The sequence below is a fragment of the Aliidiomarina sedimenti genome (assembly GCF_003986955.1).
Classification (GTDB): Bacteria; Pseudomonadota; Gammaproteobacteria; order Enterobacterales; family Alteromonadaceae; genus Aliidiomarina; species Aliidiomarina sedimenti.
On the sequence record NZ_PIPN01000004.1, the window covers coordinates 1 to 23,049 of the forward strand.

Sequence of the window (23,049 nt, forward strand, 5' to 3'; positions counted from 1 at the left end):
AATTTGTCTGGCGGCCATAGCGACGTGGAACCACCTGAATCCATTCCGAACTCAGTAGTGAAACATGTCAGCGCCGATGGTAGTGTGGGGCCTCCCCATGTGAGAGTAGGACACCGCCAGGCATCCATATAAGTCAAAAAGGCCACCCATCTGGGTGGCCTTTTTGCTTATGGTTGTTTAAAAGCAGGCGCGGGGCTTGAATCTTGAATGGGTCTGCAGGTGCCAGCAACGTTCACCATCTCGTTCCCATTCAAGATTCAAGCCCCGCGCCTGGGTTGCCCATCCACCACCGACAGCCAATCCAAGCACCATCCACACACCCCCCCGCAACCCCTCAATCTATGCTAACCTATTCATGTAGTTAATATTTTCCTTAAGGGAGTCAGACCATGAAGAAACTAATATTAGGTGTTATACCAGCGTTGATGCTGAGTGCATGCGGTGAAAGCGGTACCGACGATGTCTTACATCAGGCGGGTATTGAAGAGTACACCACCGCGATGGTAGCAACGGAAGGAAACGACGTAACAGGCATGGTAACTTTTCGCCGAACCGGCGACGGTATAGCGGTTACCGCGCATATTGAAGGCTTACAACCTAACCAGCAGCATGGGTTCCATATTCACCAGTACGGCGACTGCAGTGCTCCGGATGGTACCTCCGCAGGTGGTCATTTTAATCCAGAGTCCACTCGCCATGGTGGTCGTGATCATGACGAACGTCATGTTGGGGATTTGGGCAATTTAGAGTCAAACGAAAATGGCGAAGCCCATGTTGAGTTCATCGATGATCGTCTGCAAATGGATGGCCCGCACAGCATTCTCGGTCGGGGTGTTATTGTCCACGCTCAGGCTGATGACCTTGAAAGTCAGCCAACAGGCGATGCCGGTAGCCGTTTAAGTTGTGGCGTCATTGGCGTTGCAGACTGAAGCTGAATTCAGAGTGAATGAAAACCCCTCCTGATGAGGGGTTTTTTATTACTAGTTACGCTCAATCGAATAGAAGAAATCTGCGCCGCTTCGTTCGTTGCCGGTGTGCGATTCGAAGTTAAGGTTGTCTGTTAACCGATACATAATGAAGAACGTACTGACCGGTTCGACCAAGCCTACCCCGTACTTAATATACAAACGAGATGAAATTTGTTTGCCAATATAGAGAGAGGTGGACTCAAAGGTATCGCCTGCATCCAGACTGATCTCATCAACGCCCAAGGTATTAGTCAGTCGTTCGCCGAGTCGGTTACCGCCGCTCATGCCTAAAGCAAGCGTTGCCCGGGCCAGCATATTCGCTTCACCGGTATCACTTTGTCCTGGCCCCCGCCCAAATAAAAGGTAGGACAGAATGGCGCTATCCTGCATGCTGGGCGAACTAAATAAGTTGAATGTCGGGTTCTGTAATGTCCCGCCTACCCTTGCGCCGGCCGTCACACTGTCCATTTCGATACGACGCTCTACACGCAGATCGAGTCCCGGGTTGGCCACCGGCCCCCCAGTAAAGATAAGTCGGCCCCGTTCTATATTGAGATTCTGTCCATAAATTTCATATTCACCCGTCGCAACGTCGATATTACCGACAGCAGAGGTTTCCTGGCCGGGTTGTTCAATGACTCTTAGCTGACCAATGAGTCGGCCCTCAAAGCCATAGGCACTAACCTGAACGTCATCTCCCAGGCGAACGGTAAGATCCATATCGAGCGGTACTGCGGTGGCATCGATGTCATATTCAGTGCCGTCGCGTCCGATAAAAACCGTATCTGATGAGATGGAATCGACCGTTTCAAAATCGGGAGGGGTAATTCGGGCGCTAGGCACATCTACTGATCCTCGCAGACGTATAAGCTCAGGTGTATATTCGATTTCGAGTTGAGGTGCAATGGTGACCTTAAGATCGCGGGTGTTCAACGCAGGAAACGCATCGCCTTGCACACTTACCTGCGCGCGCTGTTGCTGTAAATTATAGCTCCCTTCAATACTGACCTGGCCTTCCCCGGCATCTACTGAGCCAGTGAACTGAAAGGGTTCCCGGGCAGCACTGGGCGCCTCTACGCTCATATTCAGATTGCGTAAATCGAGGCCGGTAGCAGGGATTTCCGCATGCCCGTCGCGTAGCTCTAGTCCGCCGCCGACATTTAAATCATTTATAGTTCCTGAAAAATCGAGACGTCCGTTGAGGTTGCCAGAAATGTTCTGAACCTCTGGAACCACGGCGGAAATTAAGGTTAAACGTTGTACATCGATACCAACGTAGCCCTCGAACTCGCGATCAGGCGTTAACACGTTGAAGATATCGAACTCCGCTTCCACACCGCCTTCGAGTTGCTCTGAAAGCAGCTGAAGGTAAACCTCAAGCTGCTCCTGGCCACCCTGAATACGCAACACTTCACCCGCATCGAGGTCAACGCGGAGGTCTTGAGTCGGGATCTGGACGGATGAATCGGAAATGGACAGACGAACGTCACTCTGTAGCTGGTCGTCTTGCAGACCGAGGTCGGCGAACAGGCTGAATTCACCCAGAATATTGAAATCCTCAGGAAACCAGGGCGCAAACATTTGATAAGGTACGTTTTCGGCGGCCACTTGCAAAGTCGAGTTGTTCGAATCTCGTTGCCAATCCGCCTGCAGACATATTTCAGACTCACGGGACGCTATTAAAATACAGCTTTGGCCGAGTTCGACAGCCTGCTCTGACAGGTGCAACGGAGCCGGCTGCGTCAGACGCCATCGACCAAGTTCAGGATAACGAAGCTCCAGTTCCTGCAGTTCACCTTGCCAGGTAATCTGCTCCCGGGACCAGCGCCCCTGCAGCTGTGTGTGCATCGTTAGTTGCTCGTATTCGACATCGAGCGCGACCTGATGTGGTTGGTTGGAGTTTTGCTGTAGGGTTAAATTAACCTGTTCAACCTGGTGTTCAGCAATGGCTAGATCAGAGACCTGCAGTGAACCTGTTGGTAAATTTTCAAAGTCTGTATTCAGGTCCAGATTCAGCCCAATAGTGCCTATTGCGTAGTCGCCGTAGACGAGGTCCGCCCCGTTAACTTCGACGTGCAGAACCGGTGCGCCGGGGTCACCGCTTAAGCGGCCGCTGGATTGCAATTGTCCCTGAGCTTGAGAATACAGACTTTCGATGTCGGGCACTTGCAGGGTCCAGCTTAGTGTCAGATCATCCGGGCCATAACGACCATCGGCCTGTAGTAAGGCATCGCCAAGCTGCAATTCAAAGTCGTTGGCCTGGATGCGGTCACCGTCGATTTCAATTTCGCCACGGCCACTAACCTCGGATGAATCGAGGGTACCACTCAGGCTTTCAATGGAGGCAAACACCTGCAGGGTGTCTGTGTAGTGTCCCTGGGTAGTGATATGGCTATTAAGGTTTCCGCTCACCTGGTCGGTTAAACCTTCTAACTCCAAATTATCAACACGAACGGCCAGGTCCCAACGTAAATCCGGTTGCCACAGAAAACTGCCGTCGATCGCTATTTCGCCCTGACCCGTTGAAGCACTGACACTTAACTGTGACGCCCCTTGTTGATCACCTTCAGCCTGAAGGGAGAACTCAGATAACGTAAAGCCAAGAAATTCCACTTCACCCTGAATATCCACTTCCAGCTGCTCGCCGAGTTGTGCAAATCCATTGAGGTTGAATTCTCCATCGTTGCTGTCCACTTCTGCTTTAAAGTGGTCAATGTCGAGCCTTTGATCGGCATAGGTGAACAGTCCATCGAGGTCGACACGGCCCTGGCTCACACTATCTAACCAACCCGACACTTCAATATCGAGTTGCTCAAGGTTACCCTCTCCAGCAATGCTCACGTCAAGGTCATTGATTCTATCGTCCGTCGCGGCAAGGGATAACTGGGTCAGGTTGAGGTTGGCTTGCCAGCGTAACCTTTCCGCTTGCAGATAATTGCCTAGCTCTGCAGTCAGGACACTATCGGCGATACCTTCAGTCGTGGCGGTAAGCTCCACTTGGTCCAGATCGCCATTCGCTTCAGCGACCAGTGCCAGTTCACCGGTATCGCCCAGATCAAGGGTCGCCTCGGCGTTCAGGTCAAAGGGGTAGCGTCCTCGTGTATCGACTTCCCCGTAAAGAGTGACCATTCCCTGTGGCGCTTCAATCTTTAGGTACTCGATGTGCTGTTGGCTGCCCAGGCTTTGCGCTCGTAGCTCAATGGTATCCACCTGTTGTGTGGTGCCGTTACTGTGAATTCTGATGTTCCGAAGTGCCACATGCTCGAGCTGGATATTTACCGGCAGATTAATCTCGGGCGGTTGAAAAGGCGGCTGGGAGCTGTCGTCTGTATCCTCGCCCGGCGGCAACGTTAATTGCATGGCGCTGAATTCAAATGATTCGACATCTAGTAAGCGCTTACCTAGTTGAGCCGGCTTCCATTGCAGATGCAGATCGGAAATATCCAGTTCAAGTTCACCTTGCTGATAACGAACCCGTCTCAGGTTGAGTTCGCCGAGCAGATGGCCATCAAGGTGTTCGACTTCAAGCGTGCCTGGTGCCAGTTTACTGGCCAGGCTGAAGGTTGCCCGGGTACCCGCTTCAGTCCCCAGAAGCAGCAGAATAGCGACAACAAGGCTGATTAGTAGCGATGCTAATACTAGTAGCCCGACACTGGTGTAATGAAGCGTACGTTTAATGGCAGGCTTCATAAGTCCGGCCCTAAAGTAAGGTGTAAACGTACATTGCTGCCTTCCGGACCGAAACCGTGAGCTAGATCGATACGAATAGGGCCCACCGGACTTTGCCAGCGAACCCCAAAACCGGCGCCGTGGCGAAAGGCGGTCGCTATATCGTTGAAGGCTTTACCTGCGTCCCAAAACGCAGCGACCCGCCAGTTTGGCTTAAATTCATAATCGGCTTCGAGGCTGGTGACGATCAAATGACGTCCACCGCGCATGAATCCTTCGTCATCGCGTGGACCGACTTCGCGATAGCCATAGCCACGAATGCTCGAGTCACCGCCTGCATAAAAACGCAGCGAGGTGGGAATACGCGAAAAATCAGAAGAGACGGTGGTGCCAAGATCAGCGCGGGTGAGTAAGCGAAAACGGTCCATAAAGGGAACCACCAGCTTTCCTCCCAGCGAGACCTGGAAGAAATTGGTGCTGGAAAGGATTTCTTCGGTGGCGCCACGTAAGCCAAGTGAGGTACGAAAGCCCTCTTGCACATCGAGGCGGTTGGGTGTGTGTACGCGATCCCACTGAATGCCTGGGATTAAGAACTGGGTATCGCGGCGCTCTCCGGAAAGCTCATCTCTCTCGTCCTGCCAGTCAAGACTGATGGTGCGCTGGGTGCGATCGAGTTGATGTTGCCAGCTTACCCCCACGTTAATTAGTTCGGAACGGGTGGTTGAGGTGTCTTCATCACTCCAGGCGGCACGGACAATATACTGATCGGTTTGCGGTTGTTCACCCGGAATAATGTAGTTCGTACCGACCGCAGAAACTAATTCGGAAATTTGGAACTGGGTATTAAAACGATGCCCGCGGCGGTTTACCCAGCGGCGATTTTGTTCAAAGCTAATGCGTGCCCCCGTATCGGTGCCGTAGCCAATACCGGCCCGATAATGAGTGCGCTTATTCGGCTCCAGGGTGATATCAATGGGAACCTGATAATCTTCGCTTGTTTCGTCCCAAAGTGGCTGGATTTGCACCCGGCTGAAATAATTACTGTCAGCGAGTCCCATTTGCAGCTCGACCAGCTCCTCGGAGGTAATGTGCTCGCCTTCTTCGAACTGCACAAAGCGCTGTAAAATTTCTTCGTCAAGTTGTGATTCACTGAAACTGACCCGGCCAAAGCGATGACGCGGTCCCGAGTCAAAGTGGAGGATAACATCTGCTGCATAGTCACCCATATCGAGGCGCAGCTCGCTTTCTTCGAAACTGGCATTACGGTAGCCGCGGTCTGCCGCCAGCGACCGTAGTCGACTTTTCGCATTCTCGTAGTTGCGATGGTGAATACTTTGGCCGGGTTGAATCGGAAGGTCGTTGAGAAGACTGGAAAATGCGGCGTCGTCCTGAGCATCACCCATGAGGCGGATGTCGACCTCACGGATCGGCATCGCGTCACCTGTTTCGATACGGTAGGTTGCTTGCCACCCATCGTCATGGCGTTGCAGTTCGCTATCGATGTCGCTGCGATAATAGCCGGCCGGTGCCAGGGCGCGGCGGATTTCCTGTTCAGCCCTGCGGTGAAGGTAACGCACCCGGCCCGGGCCAGGCGCGGCCTGATTGTGATAGGCGTAAATAGAAAGACGGTTGCGGACATTGGTGAGCAATTGTCCACTGACTCCCTCAATGACGACCTGGAGTTGGGGGTTTGCTTCATCTTCGTCCTGCGCTGTGACTTGCAGGGACAGTACCATCAAACAAATTGTCCCGAGTGGAAGCCACCACAGTTTCATGTCATTACCTTATTCAGAGTTTATACGACTGCGCCTCTTTATACGCCTCCACTGCCTTTTCACTGTGCCCTGAAGCGAGGTAGGCATCCCCAAGCAGTCGATAATAGTAGGGCGTACTATGCAGACTTAGCGCCGTTCTGAGTGCTCGCTGGGCAGGTTCTGAGTCACCTTGCTGCAGATACAACACTCCAAGTAACGCGATGGCATCCGCGTCTTGCGGTGCCCCCTTTATGTACGCTTCAATATAGCCAGTCAGGTCACTGGCTGTCTGCCAAGTATGTGTAAAGGGTGAGTATAGTAGCTCTGCGGGCGTCAGGTACTGCTTTTGCAGACCTTTTATTAATACGCTCTGACTTGCGCTTTGCTCTCCTCGCTGGTCGAGTACCGCGGCATAGGCCAGGCGCACTAATGCACGCTGGCGGGATTTTTTGTGTAGCGAACGCCAACGCTGTTGTAAATCAGTACTGGAAGAGGCAGCAGTGAAATAGCCAATCACCGCTTTTCTTTGATACTCAGTTAATAAAGTCGAGAGCAGTGCACGGTCGCTTTCTAAGGCGGGCAACAGTTCGAAAAGTAACTCATGGCGATTATGACGCAGATAAAACGCGGCCGCCGCACGTGTTACCCCGGCATGTCCGGGGTGTTCTGAAAGTAAGCGTTTGAACGCAGTAACACCAGCATCTGGTGCAGAGCTGGCAGCATGCTGGATTTGCAGTGCCAGAAGCGGATCTGTTTTGTCGCTGGCTTGTTCAAGCAAGCGGCGTTCAGTATCGTCGTCTTTCAGCAACCGTGCTGAGGTGGCTGCAAGCAATAGAGCATTATGGGGCGCTTTGAGCAGACTGGCCGCACGTTCGGCATGTTTCTGCGCCTGCTCGTAGTCACCCGCGGTGAGCTGCTGCAGCGCCTGAGTGAACTGCTCGTGGGCTTTACGCTCTCGACGCTGGCTTGCCCACCGGGAGCCGCGTCGGGTGCTGCGGACTATCTTTTTAATTAACCAATCCAGCAGCCAGATGAGTAACAGTGCTGCGAGGACTACCAAAACCAGTACCACGACGCTGGTTTCTATCTGATACCCGGCCATCACAATAAGCACATAACCGGTTTGACCGGAAAATAACGGCCCAGCGATGAACCCAGCCAGAACTATAAGGAGCAAGATCAGGGCTTTAACCACTAGTTTGCTCCTTCAAGTCGGTCATCTACTGCATCTTTAAGCATCGCTTCAGACAGTAACCGTGTCGGGTAGTCAGGCTCTAAATCGTGTTCACTCAGTTGCCGTAATTCACTCACTAACTCCTGCACTCGTTGGCTTTCGATATCGAAATAGCGCTCTATCCAGTCTGCTGTCTGGCGTAAAGCTTCACGGTAATTAACCGTTTGCCGTTGCATCAATGCCTGCTGGGCTAACTGCAATTGCAGCTGCAACTGACTTACCAGTAAGCTCCGTTGCTCATGGCCCAGCTGCATTGCTGGCAGTTCATCAGTGCGCTGAACGCGAATGAAGTCGTCGGTGAAGGAGTCCCAGGCTTTGGCAAGGTTGTTGCGCCATTCTGAGAAGTCTCCACTGATATCACTGTTGTTCTCTGTCGGTTGATCCAGTTGCGATTGTTGCTGATTGAATGGCAGGTCATGGATCTGACGGCGCATCGAGCTCAAGCGAATAGCGAGCTCTTCCAGATTGGGCTCTTCGATGTTCTCGAGTAAATCAATGTCTGCCTGCAATTGCTGGCGCAGCGGAATCAAACTCCGGTCATCGGCGTCGCGCAGTAATTCGTCCGCTCGTTGTAGTAAACGAATCGCGGTCGGCCGGTCCATATCCAACCACAGCGTCCGGCCTGCGGCCATAACCAGATCACGTGCTTCAACCAGATAGAGGTCCTGCGACATGCGCATGCCTGAGCTATCTAAATCCTCTTGTAGCCGCTCTAATTCATTGCGTTGCTGGGAAAACTCGTCACGCATCGCCTGGCGTTCTTCCGCCTGTTCTTCCCGTCGTTGGTTCGCCTCTTGTTCGCGTTCCTGTTGCAATCGACTCATGCGTTCATCGAGACTATTTTGCAGGCCTCTGAAAAGATCCCCTTCCAGTCTTTCCTGAGCCCGGGCTGACGATTCAATACGCTCATTCAGCGTTTGTAACTGAGCGTTGGTCTGCGACCGATAACTCTGTTGCTGCGTCCATACCCAGTAGTTTCCTCCCGCGAGTATAATGACGCACACTAACAGGATGAGGCTGAAAAAGAGGTAAAAGCGACTACGGGGGGTCGGCTCAATAGGCTTGGCAGAATGTTCGGTGCGGTCAGAAGATTGACTGGTCACAGTTTTAGTCTCTTTAGTTTGCAGGTTTTGAATGGTCGTCACCAATGCATTCGTGGTGGCATTCTGTGCCTTATGTACATGTGTGGTTTTGACCCCTTGCTGGGTCAACGCATCGTGCAGGCGCTGACTGGAAACGACCCAGTTTAAACGTTGCGCCCACTGCAGCCCGTCATCAATAAGGTCGGAAAAAAACAGTTCCAGCTGCTGCATGCTGGTGACCACGGCGATATCTACCTGTTGCTGCCATTCTGGAAGTTTGGCCGAGATATTCGGATGCAACGGGCTGCGCTCATAGACCTCCAGCGTCTCAACGCTGGCGCCTCGCTGGCGCAGTGTATCGGCAATCAGGGTACGACCGTCTTTACCGGTAACAAATAACCAGTGCTGGTTATCCAGTTTACCTAATTCGTCGAGGGCGAGTAGTGACTCGCCGGTATGCTCGGGCGCCGGATAGGTTACCGCTTGATGAGTAGCGGCAACGAGACGCTCAGCGGTGCCACTGCCGACACAGTAATAACGGCCTTTTGGCCAGGTAAGTTTGTGCCCGCTAAGCTGCTGATCGAGAAAACCAACGGCCGTCGGGCTGACCACGACAATGCCGTCATAGGTATCAGCAAGCTGCGCCAACACCTCGTCGGATAAGGTGATCTGTTGAGTTTCAATCACCGCATGACGAAACACCTGATAGCCTTCGCTGGACAGAGTTTGCTCAAGCGCGTTGGCCTGATCATGCGGTCGGATTAACAGAACACCGGTGGTCATAGCTCAGGCCTCGTTACTTTCGTAGACGTCGCGTAAAATCACACCAGCACCACGGGACAGCAGGTCATCGGCAAGCGCGGTGCCTAAGTCTTCAGCGTCAGTTTTATCGCCGCGGATTTCACCACGAACAATTTCGCTACCGTCAGGGCGGCCCACCAGGCCGCGCAAATAAATTTCGTCGCCGTGCAGTTCAGCAAAGGCTCCGATAGGAACCTGGCAGCCTCCTTCCAGACGTCGGTTCATGGCCCGTTCTGCGAGCACACAAATACGGGTGATCTCGTGTTCCAGCGGCTTCAGGTAGGCCTTGACGCGATCATCGTCACTGCGACATTCAATACCTAAGGCACCCTGACCATTGGCCGGCAATGACTCCTCTGCGGGTAAGCGCATGCGGATCCGCTCACCAAGCTCCAGCCGAACCAGTCCCGACGTCGCCAGGATAATGGCATCGAACTCACCTTCATCGAGCTTGCGTAAACGGGTTTGCACATTGCCCCGTAAATCTTTAATCCGCAGATGCGGAAACCGTGCTGCGATCTGGCAGCGGCGGCGCAGACTGCAGGTGCCGACCACGGCCCCCTCTGGCATCTGCTGCAAATTGTCGTACTGATTCGAGACAAAGGCGTCGCTGGGCTCTTCACGTTCACAAATAGTGAACAGCTCGAGACCAGGTGGGAACTCAACCGGCAGGTCTTTCATTGAGTGGACAGCCAGGTCAGCACGGCGTTCGATCATGGCAACTTCAAGTTCTTTGACAAACAGTCCTTTGCCTCCGATTTTCGCCAGCGGCGTGTCCAGAATAACGTCGCCGCGCGTGCTCATTGGCAACAACTCCACCTGCAACCCCGGATGTAGCGCTTCCAGACGTGCTTTAATATGTTCTGCCTGCCATAGGGCAAGCGCGCTTTTGCGTGTTGCAATGACCAGTTTATCGTTTTTGCTCATGAACCTGCTCTACTACTTAAAGAATGAGGCAGCACGATTAGCGCTGCACCTGGAAGTTATACTCTACCAATTCATCACCACCGTCATTGACCACGCGCACGGTCCAGTCGCCTTCTTCCAAATGACTGATCTGTTTAGTGGAGTAGGTACGCCAGCTGTTACTACCGACAGCAAGCTCGATTTCAGCATCCAGTTCGCCATTGCGGTACCAGCGGTGAGTAATACCGCGTCCATCGTGATTAACCATATGAGTGAAAAAAGCCAGACGGTCGAACTCTTCACCGCTGTGAGTGTAACTGCTGCCCAGGTCATCAACGGGTTCGCGATTTTCTACTGCAGTGGTCAGTACAGCGCGTTCAACATATTGTTCATTAAGAGTGACGTGGTCTGTCTCGGAAGCCGTCACAGCAGAAAACTGGAACAGGAAAAGTAAAGAAAGTGAAATTGTCGCGAGTTTGTTTAGCATCATCTAAGTCCTTGTATTGGGCAGCCACCATGAGTACCACTTTAACTTGCCTGGCTGTCATTGAATAGCCGCGTGAATAGCCACACGAAAACCCCTGGAGTCGGGTGACAAATGCCCCTTTGAATGCGATTATAGGCCCTTTGCCGTCTTAAGTGTAACGCGAGCTATGATAAAACGCATCTTCCACCTGGTAACTGTTGTTTCCGTTGTTTCTGCCCTGGCTGGCTGTGGGCAAAAAGGGCCGCTTTATATACCGCCGGAACCTGAAACCACAGATATTGAGCAACAACGCGATGAAGCCGATCAGAGTGCGCAGTCCCAGCAATCAGTGAGTAACAATGGCTAATCAGAGTTTTCAAGCATTTACGTTCCAGGCGACTCACCTCCATGCAGAAAATGTGACGGCGGCTAGTCTGGCCGAACGTTTCGGCACGCCGCTGTATGTATATTCCCGCGCTGCGATCGAGCAAAACTGGGATGCGTTTAATCAGCACCTGCCGGCCCCACATCGCACCTGTTATGCGGTAAAGGCGAACAGCAACCTGGCGATCCTGCAATTACTGGCGTTAAAAGGGGCCGGTTTCGATGTTGTTTCGGGCGGTGAAATCGCTCGCGTTTTAAAAGCCGGTGGCCGCGCAGACAGCATCGTTTTTTCCGGGGTCGCTAAATCGAAAGCTGAAATTGAGTACGCACTAGAGGTCGGCATCCTCCAGTTCAATGTCGAATCCTTAGCCGAACTTGAACGTATCAGTGCGATTGCGCAGCAGCGTCAACAGCAGGCGCGGATCTCATTGCGTGTTAATCCTGACGTAGACGCCCGCACTCATCCCTACATTGCGACCGGGCTTGAAGCGAATAAATTTGGTATTCCGATGCGGGATGCACTGGCTGCCTTTAGCAAAGCGAGTCAGTTGCCGGGTCTGCAGGTGGTCGGTGTGGATTGCCATATCGGCTCGCAACTGACTGAGTTGACTCCTTTCCTTGACGCCATGGACCGTATGCTCAAGTTGATTGACGAGCTGGCCGCCCAGGGTATTGAAATTACTCATCTCGACATGGGCGGCGGTTTAGGCGTGCAGTACGAGGATGAACAGCCCCCGGCAGTAGGTGACTACATCCAGGCAATGCTTGCCAGGCTTGCAGATTATCCTCAGTTGGCCTTGTACCTTGAGCCTGGCCGCGCCATTGTCGCCAATGCAGGCATGCTGTTGACCCGGGTTGAGTATATTAAAGCCAGTCAGAAAAAAGACTTTGTGATTGTCGATGCGGGTATGAATGACATGTTGCGTCCGTCGCTGTATCAGGCCTATCATCGTGTTGAGAATAGCGTGCAGGGTAAGCCACTTATTACTAAGCCGGTCGACGTGGTCGGCCCGGTATGTGAAACCGGCGATTTTTTAGCGCAAGGACGAACACTGGCCGCCGAAGAAGGTGATGTACTGGCGGTTTTCGGTGCTGGCGCCTATGGTTTTGCTATGAGTTCAAACTACAATACCCGGGTACGGCCCGCTGAAGTCATGGTCGACGGCGATGCCGCTTATCTCATCCGCGAGCGAGAGGAGCTGGAGCAGCTGTGGCAACACGAACGACTGGCGGACTTTAAATGTTGATTCATTTTTCGAAAATGCATGGTCTTGGCAATGACTTTATGGTCATTGACAATGTGACTCAGAATGTCTTTCTGAACAACGATCAAATTGCCATGCTTGCTGATCGTCACCGTGGAGTAGGCTTTGACCAATTGCTGATGGTCGAAGCGCCGTACGATCCTGACGTGGATTTTCATTATCGAATTTTTAATGCGGATGGCTCGGAAGTTCAGCAATGCGGCAATGGCGCGCGCTGTTTTGGACGCTTTATCCGCCATAAAGGATTATCCAATAAGAACCGTTTCCGCGTCAGCACGAAAAAAGGGGTGATCAGTATTAGCCTGTTAAGCGATGGGCAGGTGGAAGTGGACATGGGCCAACCCGTGTTCGACCCTGCACAGATTCCGTTCCGGGCGAATAAAAGTGAGACCACCTATATTTTAAGAGCAGCGGAACAAACCTTCCTTTGCGGTGTATTAAGTATGGGTAACCCCCATTGTGTGATGCTGGTTGATGATATCGAGCAAGCGCCAGTGAACGAGGTTGGCCAGTTGCTGACCCAGCATGAACGTTTTGCGGAAGGTGCCAATATTGGCTTTTTACAGATTATAGACCGCCAGAATGCGCGCTTACGTGTATTTGAGCGCGGTGTCGGCGAAACACAAGCCTGTGGCAGTGGTGCATGTGCCGCCGCCGTTTGGGCAATGATGCAAGATAAACTGGATGCGACTGCCACGATTCAGCTACCAGGTGGACCACTACAGATAACCTGGCAAGCAGGGCAAAGCGTAATGATGACCGGGTCGGCGACCCATGTATTTGATGGACAAATGGTATTATGAGCAAAGCCGAGATGTTAGTCAGCGAAAGTGAACTGCGCCTGGATGACCAGGCGATCGCAGAATACCTCAAAGAAAACCCAGAGTTCTTCGCTCGCAATCCGGAATTGATTGCATCGATGAAGCTACCCCATGAACAGCAGGGGACAGTGTCACTGATCGAGCGTCAACAGCGTTTGCTGCGCGACCAGATTGAACTGTTGCAGGAAGAAATTACTGACTTAATGAGCAACGCCCGGCGTAACGAACATATTTTCCGTGGTTACAGTGCGTTGTATACAAGGCTGCTACGCTGTCAGTCGTTGACTGAAGTGTCAGCGGCGTTGCATGACACCTTTATCAATGAATTAAGTCTGCCTGAGTTAACCTTAAAGTTCTTCATTGACGACCACCGCGTGCCGGATCGTTACCGGTTCAGCGCCGACACGCACAAGCAATTACTCAGTAAACGCTTTGTCGATGAGCCGGTCTACTTTGGCCGACTTACCCAGGATGAACTGAATTTACTATTCCCGGGTAAACCAGTTCAGTCCGTGGCCTTGATGCTGTTGGGGCGTGATCCGAAAGTCGGGTTGCTGGCGCTTGGCAGTCATGACCCGTCGCATTTCGAACCCAATATGGATTACCTGTTAATCAGTCAGTTACAGGCGCTGCTAAGTGTCGTTTTACCTGGACTGGTTACCACACCAGAGTAGCGGAAGCCCCTATGGCTGAGTCCATCGAGCTTGAACGACTGGTCGAACGGTTTATTGATTACCTGCAGGGTAGTCGCGGCTATGCGGTGCATACGCTCACCCAGTATCGCCGCCAGTTAGGGGTCATTACTCAGGCGCTTGCTTCGCAGGGACTGCAACAGTGGTCGGAATTAACCGCCCGCGCCGTCGAGGGCCTGGTGGTGAGCTGGCGTCGCCAGGAAGTCGGTATTCCTTCGATTCATCAGCGTCTGGCCGCGTTGCGCAGCTTTTGCGATTACCTTGGCGAACGTGGTGAACTGCAACACAACCCGGCTAAACTGGTGCAGGCACCGAAGCAAGGTCGGCGCTTACCAAAAAACATGGATGTCGATGGGGTGGCTCATCTGCTTGATGAGGAGCCAGACGACGAACTCGGTATTCGTGACCGTAGTATGTTTGAATTGATATACAGTGCCGGTTTGCGTGTGTCGGAGCTGGTTAGTCTCAACCTCTCAGATATCCCTACCGGGCGGCTTGCTACCCATGAGCTCAGAGTGACCGGGAAAGGCGGTAAGACCCGAATAGTACCCTATGGCGCTGAAGCCGGGTTGTGGTTAAAACTATGGATAGCGACCCGCAAAAACTGGCCACAGACAGAACCCGAGGCATTGTTTTTAAGCCAGCGCGGACGGCGGCTGTCGGTCCGTTCGGTGCAGTTGCGGCTGAAACAATGGGCCTTGCGCCGGGGTATCAGCGATAACTTGCATCCACATAAACTGCGCCATAGTTTCGCCTCGCATATGCTGGAGTCGAGTGGCGATCTGCGCGCGGTGCAGGAGCTTTTAGGGCACGCCAATTTATCCACTACTCAGGTCTATACCCATCTCGACTTCCAGCATCTGGCTGGTGTCTATGACAACGCTCACCCACGGGCAAAGAAGAAACCATGATCCAATTTCACCGTCGCTTACGACCGGTCAAAGTGATTAGCTTTGATCTTGATGACACTCTGTACGACAACCTTCCGGTGATGCAGCAGGCTGAACAGGCGCTGCTTGAATACCTTCATCAGCAGTTCCCGCAAACAGAGGCCTTCGGCCTGCATGACTGGCGCGCGCTGCGTGACAAACTGGCGGCGGCTGATGCCATGCTGGCAACCAATATGACCGCGTTACGCCAGGCCACACTGCGCCATGGACTGGAACAACACGGCCTCGCCGCTGATCTGGCCACGCGCGGTGCTGAAGACGCCATGCTTCACTTTCTTGAACATCGAAACCAGGTGGACGTCGCGGATGATGTGCATCGCCTGCTGGACGCCTTAGCCGGACGCTTCCCGCTGCTGGCTATTTCCAATGGCAACGCGGATATCAGTAAGATCGGCATCGGCGATTACTTTACCCACGCATGGCAACCCAGTGACCGTTTACGCGGTAAACCGACCGCGGATATGTTTCGTGCCGCACAGCAGAAACTGGGCTTTAACCCAGTTGAACTGCTGCATATCGGCGACCATCCGGTAAGTGACGTGCAGGGCGCGGCCCGCTTTGGTGCGCAAACTGTGTGGCTGAACCAGAGTGGCCGTTTTGACCCGCGCCTGACCTGGTTGCCCACGGTCACAATTGCGCATTTGCCGCTGCTGTCCGACTTTCTGTAACGCCGAGTGCTGGTTGCATATACAGTATACGGGCCGTACACTATAGGCTGAACCGCCTGGGCAGCAGCCGTTGCCTTTTGCTTATCTTGTTATATGGGGCTCGCAGTGGACGTATCTTACTTACTTGATGGACTTAACGACAAGCAACGTGAAGCGGTCAGCGCGGGTGAGCAGCACATGCTGGTTCTGGCCGGAGCTGGCAGCGGCAAAACACGGGTGCTGGTCCATCGGATTGCCTGGCTGATCCAGGTTATGAACCAGTCACCGTTGTCGGTGATGGCGGTGACCTTTACCAACAAAGCGGCCGCGGAAATGCGCGGACGAATTGAAAAGCTAATGGGCCGCGATGTCCGTCAAATGTGGATCGGCACGTTCCACGGTCTCGCCCACCGTCTGCTGCGCGCTCATTACAAAGATGCTGGTTTGCCACAGAACTTCCAGATCCTCGATAGTGATGACCAACTTCGCCTGGTCAAACGCACCATTCGTGCTTTGAACATTGATGAAAAGCAATGGCCAGCGAAACAGGCGCAGTGGTATATCAATGGGAAAAAAGATGAGGGCCTGCGTGCGCACCACATCGATGCCTATGATATTGCCGAGCAAACCCACAAATCGATTTATCAGACCTACCAGGAGTCCTGTGACCGGGCTGGCCTGGTCGATTTTGCGGAGCTGTTGTTACGTGCTCATGAGCTACTTCGCGACAATCAGTATGTACGGGAGCACTACCAGCGACGCTTTCGTCATCTACTGGTCGACGAATTTCAGGATACCAACTCCATTCAGTATGCCTGGGTCCAGTTGCTGGCCGGTAAAGACAATCATGTCACCATCGTCGGTGATGACGATCAGTCGATCTACGGCTGGCGCGGAGCCCAGGTAGAGAATTTGCAGCACTTTCTGCGTGACTTTCCGACTGCCGAGACCATTCGGCTGGAACAAAATTACCGCTCGACCAGCACCATCCTTAATGCCGCCAACGAGGTTATTGCCAATAACAGCGACCGCTTAGGCAAAGATCTCTGGACCGACGGGGTAAGCGGCGAGCCGATTAAGGTGTACGCTGCGTTTAATGAGCAGGACGAAGCACGCTATGTAATAGGGCGTATTCAGGAATGGCTGGATCAGGGCAATGCCTTGCAGGATGTCGCTATTTTGTATCGTTCCAACGCCCAGTCACGGGTGCTGGAGGAGACCTTGCTATACAACAGCCTGGCCTACCGGATTTACGGTGGCCTGCGCTTCTTCGACCGGCAGGAGATTAAAGACGCCCTCGCCTACTTACGCTTAATCAGCAACCGAATTGATGATGCCGCATTTGAGCGGGTGATTAACACCCCCAGCCGCGGTATTGGTGATCGCACCTTAGGCTTAATCCGTGAAGCAGCGCGCGATCAGCAGCTACCCATGTGGGACGCCGCCGCGTTTCTGGTTCGCGAAGGGCGGCTGACCGGACGTGCGAAGTCAGCGGTGCAGGGGTTTATTGACCTTATTACCCAGCTGGAAGATGAAACCACTGATCGCCCGCTGGCAAAACAGACGGATATTGCGATTTCACGCAGTGGCCTGATGGCGATGTATGAGTCGGAAAAAAGTGAAAAGGCGGAAACCCGGGTAGAAAACTTACGTGAGCTGGTCAGTGCAACTGAAAGCTTTATGCCAACCGGCGATGAAGAGATGACACCGCTGGCTGAGTTTCTCTCTCACGCCGCGCTTGAAGCCGGTGATGAGCAGGCAGATGAGCACCAGGACGCGGTGCAGTTGATGACGCTGCACAGCGCCAAAGGGCTTGAGTTCCCTCTGGTGTTTATGGTCGGTGTCGAGGAAGGTTTATTTCCGTCGCAGCAGTCGATGGGAGAACCGGGGCGGCTCGAAGAAGAACGACGCCTGTGCTATGTCGGTATGACACGCGCCATGCAGCAGCTGGTCATTACCTATGCCGAGAGCCGTCGCTTGTATGGGCAGGAACAGTTTCACCGTAAAAGTCGTTTTATAGGAGAAATGCCGCCGGAAGCATTGGATGAAGTGCGGATGCAAGCCCGGGTCAGCGCGCCGCAGACAGGTTTAGGTCGTTTCCATACCGGCGCCAGTCACGAAACCTTTGAGCAAACGGGTTTTCAGCTGGGGCAGCGAGTATTGCATGCAACCTTTGGCGAAGGCACGGTGCTGAACTATGAGGGCAGCGGGCCGCAAAGTCGGATTCAGATTAATTTCGACGATCGCGGCAGCAAATGGCTGGTGGTGGCCTATGCTAAATTAACCCCGCTGTCTTAGCGGGGTTAATGTTAACGTGGATAACGTTGGCGAGAGCGGGTTTAATGTTGCTCGTTGCGATAACGCCGGGCCGCAAGAATGGTTTGACGGTGGGTACGCGCGGCGTCAAAGGAGTAAATCGCCAGGGCGGTCCAGATAATCGCAAAGGTAATAACTTTGTCTTTGCTAAAGGTTTCGCCATACACCCCCACCGCGAGTAAAAACATCAGGCTGGGGCCAATGTACTGGAAAAAGCCAAGGGTCGAGTAGCGAATCCGCTGTGCCGCGCCGGTAAAAAATAGTAAGGGCACTGTGGTAATCACCCCTGCGGCTATTAACAGCCCATTTAATTGCCAGCTGTTGGCCATCAGGTTGCTGGTTTCACTGTCTGCCCAGAAGAAAAACCAAAGCAGAATAAACGGCAGTAACAAAAGAATTTCCAGCCACAGCCCGGTCAGCGAATCAAACGGCAGCTTTTTACGGATCGCCCCGTAGGTAGCAAACGAGGCGGCCAGTGCTAATGCTATCCAGGGAATAGAGCCAAAGGTAATCAGCTGAAAGAGCACGCCGAAAAGAGCCAGAAAGACCGCCGCCAGTTGCAACCGGCGCAGGCGTTCGGCAAAGAAGACCATGCCAATCACCACGTTCAGTAACGGGTTAATGTAGTAGCCCAGACTGGCCTCAAGAATAAAGTCATTGGCGATCGCCCAGATAAACAGCAACCAGTTAAAGCCGATCAGGCAGGCTGCAATACCCAGCCGGAATAGTAATGCTGGCGCCTTGAAGGCGGCGGCGACCCGCCCCATTCGACCAGTCGCGATAATAAGTATCAGCACCAGGACAAAGGCCCAGATAATCCGGTGGGCAAGAATTTCGAATGCCGGGACATGGCCCACGGCTTTGAAATAGATAGGCGCCAGCCCCCAGATGGTATACGCCACAATGGCGAAGATAACACCCTCGCGGGAGCGCTTATGTTGTTCTGCAGCGTGCAGATCGTCCATTACTAACCCACCATGTAAGTGCCGGTGCCAAAGGCTATCAGCATGTTGTCTTCATTATGCATTTCCATCCGCGCGACAGCGACTTTATTGCCCGAACGAATGGTGTGCGCCGTGGTGATAAAGGTCTTGCCCCGGCCCGGGCGCACATAGTCGACCCGTAAATCAATGGTGCCACAACGTGAGATACGCTGAATCACCTCGTCCGGTGACGTATCGTCCGGCAATGTCTCGACCACGCCTGCGATAGCGACCAGACCGCCACACATATCCAGCGCCGTAGCGGTGACCCCGCCATGTAAAATGCCCTGGGGGACATTCCCAATCAGGTCAGCCTGCCAGTGGAACTGAACTTCCGAAATATCGGACGCGAACCGCTTCACCTCAAGCCCAATAAGGCGATGGAAGGGAATTTGTTCATTCATTAAGCGCGAAATTTGGTCAAGTAGCGGCGATGTCGGCATTTGTAAATGGTTATTAAGGGTCGGGACGCATACAATAGGGGGCGAACAAATCGCCGTCAACTCTGGAGTACCATGCAAAGCCTAGCCACCTCAAACCACGATCACATGCAACAGGCCCTCGAGGTTCTGCAGCGGGTGTTCGGCTACCGTCAGTTTCGCGATGGTCAGGAGGGGGTGATAGAGCAGGTACTGGCGGGGCGCGATGCGGTAGCGCTGATGCCGACAGGTGGCGGTAAGTCATTGTGCTACCAGTTGCCAGCGATGTTACTGCCCGGAGTGACCATTGTGGTGTCGCCGCTGGTCTCGTTAATGGATGATCAGGTCAGTGCTCTTAAAGCTATGGGTATCTCAGCTGGCGCTATCCACTCCGGAATGCAGGGACCTGAGGTGATGGAGGTGTTACGGGCGCTGCAGGACGGCTCTATTAAGCTGCTCTATGTCGCGCCTGAGCGGATTCTGACCCCGGCGTTTCTGGAACGGCTACAAACCTTGCAGGTGGCGCTGATTGCGGTCGATGAAGCGCATTGTATCTCACAGTGGGGGCATGACTTCAGACCCGAATACGGTCGCTTAGGCGAGCTGCGCCAGCTGTTACCTAATGCCCCCCTGTTAGCACTCACTGCTACTGCAGACCACGTGACGCGTGATGATATTGTGCAACGCCTGGCGCTGCGCGACCCCTTTATATTCCAAAGTTCCTTCGACCGCCCCAATATCCGTTACCTGGTGCAGGAAAAGTTTAAGCCGCAAAAGCAGGTTATTGATTACGTCAAAGCACAGCGCGGGGCCTCCGGAATTATTTACTGCGGAAGCAGAAAGAAGACCGAAGAGCTGTCGCTAAAGCTGCAAATTGAAGGCGTGAAGGCGCGCCCTTACCATGCAGGCTTACCGCACGAAGAAAAACGCGAAACGTTGCACGGTTTTTTGCGCGACGACATTGATGTCGTGGTGGCGACCATCGCCTTTGGGATGGGGATCAACAAGCCCAATGTGCGTTTCGTGTTGCACTACGATATTCCGCGAAGTATTGAAGCGTACTATCAGGAAACTGGTCGGGCTGGCCGCGATGGGGTCGCCTCCGAAGCGGTTATGTTCTACGAGCCGAACGACGCCGGCTGGATCTGGCGTTTGTTCGATGAGCAGCCCGATAGTGAACGGATCCGTGTTGAGCGGCAGAAATTTCATGCAATGACCTCGTTTGCGGAAGCACAAACCTGTCGCCGCCTGGTGTTACTGAATTATTTTGGCGAATACCGCGAGCAGCCCTGTGGCAACTGCGACCTCTGCATTGACCCGCCTAAACAGTACGATGGCACCGTGGATGCGCAGAAGGCGCTAAGTTGTGTCTACCGGACAGGCCAGCAATTCGGCGTTAATTACATTGTTGAAGTGCTGCGCGGGGCGCAAACGCAAAAGGTCAAACAGCATGGCCACAGCCAGCTTTCTACCTATGGCATCGGTAAAGAAGAAAGCGCGGAGCACTGGGTGTCGGTTATTCGTCAACTTATCCACCGTGGCCTGCTAATCCAGGATATTCGTCGTCATAGTGCGATGCATCTGGCCCAGAATGCGCGGCCGGTTTTGCGTGGAGAAGTCGCACTGACCCTGGCTAAACCGCGTTTGGATGCGATCAAAACTGGCGCGGCCGTGGCCGAGCGGGGCAACCACGACAAAGTACTGTTTGGACGCTTGCGCAAGTTACGCAAACGCATTGCTGAACAAGCGGAAGTGCCCCCTTTTGTGGTCTTTGGCGACAGCAGCTTGCAGGACATGGCGACCCGTTTACCGACCACTGAAGCTGAGTTCCTGCTGGTGTCCGGTGTCGGTCAGGTTAAGCTTGAGCGCTACGGCAAAGCCTTTCTTGAAGAGATTACCAGCTACCTGACAGGAAACTTGTAACCCGGTTGTGTCCCGACGTATGGTATCAGTTGCGCAATGTGCGTAAACCGACTTACCTATGTAAAGGATCTTCCGATGCGGCAACTAGTTACTTCTACTTTGGTGTGTTCAGCTCTGCTGGCCTGCACCCCAACCTCAGGGCCTGACGAACCGAAAACGGCCAGTCAATTCCCCCTGGTCGAAGACGCCGACGGCTATTTCGACACCGACTTCTCAACCACCTATCGTGAGCATTTACGGACCCTCGCCTCTGACGAGTTTGAAGGGCGTGCCCCCGGGACCCGGGGTGAAGAGCTCACCATCGACTACATTACCAACGTTTTTCAGCAGGCCGGCGTGCAGTCGCTCAGCGGGACCGAAGGCGACTATACGCAAATGGTGCCGATGGTTCGTATCGCGCCAACCCGGGTGACCGACATGACATTACGCGGTGGCGAGGCTGAGGAAACCTTGGCGTACCGTCAGCAAATGATGGGCTGGACTCATCGCGCCGTCAACGAGGTCGAAATTGCAGACAGTGAGATGGTCTTTGTCGGCTACGGCATTGTTGCCCCGGAATATGACTGGAATGATTATGAAGGCCTCGATGTCGAGGGTAAAACTGTGGTGATGCTGGTGAACGACCCCGGTTATGCGACTCAGGACGAGGCGTTATTTAACGGCAATTCGATGACCTACTATGGGCGCTGGACCTACAAGTTTGAAGAAGCAGCACGGCAAGGTGCCGATGCGGCTATTATTGTCCATGAAACAGGGCCAGCGGGCTACGGCTGGGGTGTGGTGGCGGGTGGCTCACCCATTCGTTACAGCATGAAAAGTGAGGACATGAATGCGGGCCGCGCCAAGGTGGAAGGCTGGATCACCGAGGACAGCGCAGAACAACTGTTCGCCAACGTCGGCATGACCCTGGACCAGGCACGGACTCAGGCTCTGGCAGCCGACTTTGAACCGCTGCCCTTGCAGCGCGAGCTGTCACTGATTATAGAGAATGAGATTGAGTATTTTGAAACCGCCAACCTGATCGGCCAGGTTGAAGGCAGCCGTTACCCGGATGAACATGTGATCTACATGGCGCATTGGGACCATATGGGGGTCGAACCCATTAGCGGCGAAGTGTTTAACGGTGCCCAGGACAACGCGAGCGGCGCCGCCGCCCTGTTAGCACTGGCTGAGAAGTTTGCCGCCATTGAACAACCTGAGCGGACTGTGGTGTTTGCTATGGTCGGCGCTGAAGAGCGCGGCCTGCTAGGGTCCAAATGGTATGCCGAGAACCCCTTGCTACCGCTCGACCAGGCTGTCGCCGGAATCAATATGGATATGCAGAATATGTACGGGCCGGTGCGTGACTTCGTCGTGGTCGGTTGGGACAATTCTGAAATGCAGGACATTGCGGCCCCTTATGTTGAGGCGCAACAACGCTATCTGGCGCCGGAAACCAACCCGGAACGAGGCTTCTTTTACCGCTCGGACCACTTTAGCCTGGCCAATAAAGGTGTGCCGATGCTCTACGCGAAGGGAGGTATAGACCACTTCGAGTTTGGCAAAGACTATGGCCGTGAGAAGTTTGATTATTTATTTGCAGAGTTGTACCACAAACCAGCAGATGAATATGACCCTGAGTGGGACTTACGTGGCATGCAACAGGACCTCTGGATCTACTTCCGGGTTGGCCATGAACTGGTTAACAGCCGCACCTGGCCAGCCTGGCGCGAAGGCAATGAATTTGAAGCAGAACGTCTTCAAACTGAGTCACAACGGTCTCAGTAAAC

18 protein-coding genes and 1 rRNA gene are annotated in these 23,049 nt (G+C 53.5%); 11 read left to right on the plus strand and 8 right to left on the minus strand.

Features of this window, described 5'->3' with window-relative positions:
• Window positions 1-6: 6 nt before the first annotated feature.
• Together rrf and CWE12_RS09115 are read left to right on the plus strand one after the other, a co-directional pair.
• Window positions 7-122, plus strand: a 5S ribosomal RNA gene (gene rrf, locus CWE12_RS09110).
• 267 nt (window positions 123-389) lie between these two features.
• Window positions 390-929 (plus strand): superoxide dismutase family protein, encoded by a 540-nt coding sequence (locus CWE12_RS09115; protein WP_126789402.1) that lies wholly within the window; start codon window positions 390-392, stop codon window positions 927-929.
• 51 nt (window positions 930-980) lie between these two features.
• Here CWE12_RS09115 and CWE12_RS09120 read toward each other — a convergent pair whose 3' ends face one another.
• The 6 genes from CWE12_RS09120 to CWE12_RS09145 are packed head-to-tail and all read right to left on the minus strand — an operon-like array spanning window position 981 to window position 10,904.
• Window positions 981-4,658: a translocation/assembly module TamB domain-containing protein gene (locus CWE12_RS09120; RefSeq protein ID WP_126789403.1), complete on the minus strand. Its 3,678-nt coding sequence runs from the start codon at window positions 4,656-4,658 to the stop codon at window positions 981-983.
• Entirely contained in the window at window positions 4,655-6,412 is a 1,758-nt protein-coding gene (locus CWE12_RS09125; protein WP_126789404.1) for an autotransporter assembly complex protein TamA, read from the minus strand. The genes CWE12_RS09120 and CWE12_RS09125 overlap by 4 nt, the downstream gene beginning before the upstream one ends.
• 13 nt (window positions 6,413-6,425) lie before the next feature.
• Window positions 6,426-7,586, minus strand: coding sequence for a heme biosynthesis HemY N-terminal domain-containing protein (locus tag CWE12_RS09130; RefSeq protein ID WP_126789405.1), 1,161 nt, complete (start codon window positions 7,584-7,586; stop codon window positions 6,426-6,428).
• Entirely contained in the window at window positions 7,586-9,490 is a 1,905-nt protein-coding gene (locus CWE12_RS09135; RefSeq protein WP_126789406.1) for a uroporphyrinogen-III C-methyltransferase, read from the minus strand. The genes CWE12_RS09130 and CWE12_RS09135 overlap by 1 nt, the downstream gene beginning before the upstream one ends.
• A gap of 3 nt (window positions 9,491-9,493) precedes the next feature.
• A complete protein-coding gene (hemC, locus tag CWE12_RS09140) occupies window positions 9,494-10,435 on the minus strand; it encodes a hydroxymethylbilane synthase (RefSeq protein ID WP_126789407.1) in 942 nt (313 codons plus the stop codon).
• Between the two features lie 37 nt (window positions 10,436-10,472).
• Window positions 10,473-10,904 carry a DUF2914 domain-containing protein gene (locus tag CWE12_RS09145; protein WP_126789408.1) on the minus strand — a complete coding sequence of 144 codons (432 nt, stop codon included), beginning with the start codon at window positions 10,902-10,904 and terminating at the stop codon, window positions 10,473-10,475.
• Between the two features lie 163 nt (window positions 10,905-11,067).
• Between CWE12_RS09145 and lptM the strand changes: the two genes are divergently transcribed.
• The 7 genes from lptM to uvrD all read left to right on the plus strand — a co-directional run bounded on the left by lptM (window position 11,068) and on the right by uvrD (window position 17,937).
• Window positions 11,068-11,247 carry an LPS translocon maturation chaperone LptM gene (gene lptM, locus CWE12_RS09150; RefSeq protein WP_126789409.1) on the plus strand — a complete coding sequence of 60 codons (180 nt, stop codon included), beginning with the start codon at window positions 11,068-11,070 and terminating at the stop codon, window positions 11,245-11,247.
• Window positions 11,240-12,511, plus strand: coding sequence for a diaminopimelate decarboxylase (gene lysA, locus CWE12_RS09155; RefSeq protein ID WP_126789410.1), 1,272 nt, complete (start codon window positions 11,240-11,242; stop codon window positions 12,509-12,511). Before lptM ends, lysA begins: the two co-directional genes overlap by 8 nt.
• On the plus strand, window positions 12,505-13,332 hold the full coding sequence (gene dapF, locus CWE12_RS09160) for a diaminopimelate epimerase (RefSeq protein ID WP_126789411.1): 828 nt from the start codon (window positions 12,505-12,507) through the stop codon (window positions 13,330-13,332). Before lysA ends, dapF begins: the two co-directional genes overlap by 7 nt.
• Window positions 13,329-14,024 (plus strand): DUF484 family protein, encoded by a 696-nt coding sequence (locus tag CWE12_RS09165; RefSeq protein ID WP_241972366.1) that lies wholly within the window; start codon window positions 13,329-13,331, stop codon window positions 14,022-14,024. Before dapF ends, CWE12_RS09165 begins: the two co-directional genes overlap by 4 nt.
• 11 nt (window positions 14,025-14,035) lie before the next feature.
• On the plus strand, window positions 14,036-14,953 hold the full coding sequence (locus CWE12_RS09170) for a tyrosine recombinase XerC (protein WP_126789413.1): 918 nt from the start codon (window positions 14,036-14,038) through the stop codon (window positions 14,951-14,953).
• A complete protein-coding gene (locus tag CWE12_RS09175) occupies window positions 14,950-15,660 on the plus strand; it encodes an HAD-IA family hydrolase (RefSeq protein WP_126789414.1) in 711 nt (236 codons plus the stop codon). The genes CWE12_RS09170 and CWE12_RS09175 overlap by 4 nt, the downstream gene beginning before the upstream one ends.
• A 105-nt stretch (window positions 15,661-15,765) precedes the next feature.
• Window positions 15,766-17,937, plus strand: coding sequence for a DNA helicase II (gene uvrD, locus CWE12_RS09180; protein ID WP_198675725.1), 2,172 nt, complete (start codon window positions 15,766-15,768; stop codon window positions 17,935-17,937).
• A 41-nt stretch (window positions 17,938-17,978) separates the two neighbouring features.
• On the opposite strand, the gene rarD is transcribed toward uvrD, so the two are convergent.
• Together rarD and CWE12_RS09190 are read right to left on the minus strand one after the other, a co-directional pair.
• Window positions 17,979-18,920 carry an EamA family transporter RarD gene (rarD, locus tag CWE12_RS09185; protein ID WP_126789416.1) on the minus strand — a complete coding sequence of 314 codons (942 nt, stop codon included), beginning with the start codon at window positions 18,918-18,920 and terminating at the stop codon, window positions 17,979-17,981.
• 2 nt (window positions 18,921-18,922) lie between these two features.
• Complete coding sequence (locus CWE12_RS09190) at window positions 18,923-19,381, minus strand: thioesterase family protein (protein ID WP_126789417.1); 459 nt, start codon at window positions 19,379-19,381, stop codon at window positions 18,923-18,925.
• A gap of 72 nt (window positions 19,382-19,453) precedes the next feature.
• Between CWE12_RS09190 and recQ the strand changes: the two genes are divergently transcribed.
• Together recQ and CWE12_RS09200 are read left to right on the plus strand one after the other, a co-directional pair.
• Entirely contained in the window at window positions 19,454-21,280 is a 1,827-nt protein-coding gene (gene recQ / locus CWE12_RS09195; RefSeq protein ID WP_241972367.1) for a DNA helicase RecQ, read from the plus strand.
• Window positions 21,281-21,355: 75 nt separating this feature from the next.
• Window positions 21,356-23,047 (plus strand): M28 family metallopeptidase, encoded by a 1,692-nt coding sequence (locus CWE12_RS09200; protein WP_126789418.1) that lies wholly within the window; start codon window positions 21,356-21,358, stop codon window positions 23,045-23,047.
• The last annotated feature ends 2 nt before the right edge of the window (window positions 23,048-23,049 follow it).

Coding starts and splice junctions, on each gene's coding strand:
- lysA (WP_126789410.1), top strand. CDS start 11,240: ATGGCTAATCAGAGTTTTCAAGCATTTACGTTCCAGGCGACTCACCTC.
- CWE12_RS09115 (WP_126789402.1), top strand. CDS start 390: ATGAAGAAACTAATATTAGGTGTTATACCAGCGTTGATGCTGAGTGCA.
- CWE12_RS09135 (WP_126789406.1), bottom strand. CDS start 9,490: ATGACCACCGGTGTTCTGTTAATCCGACCGCATGATCAGGCCAACGCG.
- rarD (WP_126789416.1), bottom strand. CDS start 18,920: ATGGACGATCTGCACGCTGCAGAACAACATAAGCGCTCCCGCGAGGGT.
- CWE12_RS09125 (WP_126789404.1), bottom strand. CDS start 6,412: ATGAAACTGTGGTGGCTTCCACTCGGGACAATTTGTTTGATGGTACTG.
- CWE12_RS09190 (WP_126789417.1), bottom strand. CDS start 19,381: ATGCCGACATCGCCGCTACTTGACCAAATTTCGCGCTTAATGAATGAA.
- CWE12_RS09165 (WP_241972366.1), top strand. CDS start 13,329: ATGAGCAAAGCCGAGATGTTAGTCAGCGAAAGTGAACTGCGCCTGGAT.
- dapF (WP_126789411.1), top strand. CDS start 12,505: ATGTTGATTCATTTTTCGAAAATGCATGGTCTTGGCAATGACTTTATG.
- CWE12_RS09120 (WP_126789403.1), bottom strand. CDS start 4,658: ATGAAGCCTGCCATTAAACGTACGCTTCATTACACCAGTGTCGGGCTA.
- CWE12_RS09200 (WP_126789418.1), top strand. CDS start 21,356: ATGCGGCAACTAGTTACTTCTACTTTGGTGTGTTCAGCTCTGCTGGCC.
- CWE12_RS09145 (WP_126789408.1), bottom strand. CDS start 10,904: ATGATGCTAAACAAACTCGCGACAATTTCACTTTCTTTACTTTTCCTG.
- lptM (WP_126789409.1), top strand. CDS start 11,068: ATGATAAAACGCATCTTCCACCTGGTAACTGTTGTTTCCGTTGTTTCT.
- CWE12_RS09170 (WP_126789413.1), top strand. CDS start 14,036: ATGGCTGAGTCCATCGAGCTTGAACGACTGGTCGAACGGTTTATTGAT.
- hemC (WP_126789407.1), bottom strand. CDS start 10,435: ATGAGCAAAAACGATAAACTGGTCATTGCAACACGCAAAAGCGCGCTT.
- CWE12_RS09175 (WP_126789414.1), top strand. CDS start 14,950: ATGATCCAATTTCACCGTCGCTTACGACCGGTCAAAGTGATTAGCTTT.
- recQ (WP_241972367.1), top strand. CDS start 19,454: ATGCAAAGCCTAGCCACCTCAAACCACGATCACATGCAACAGGCCCTC.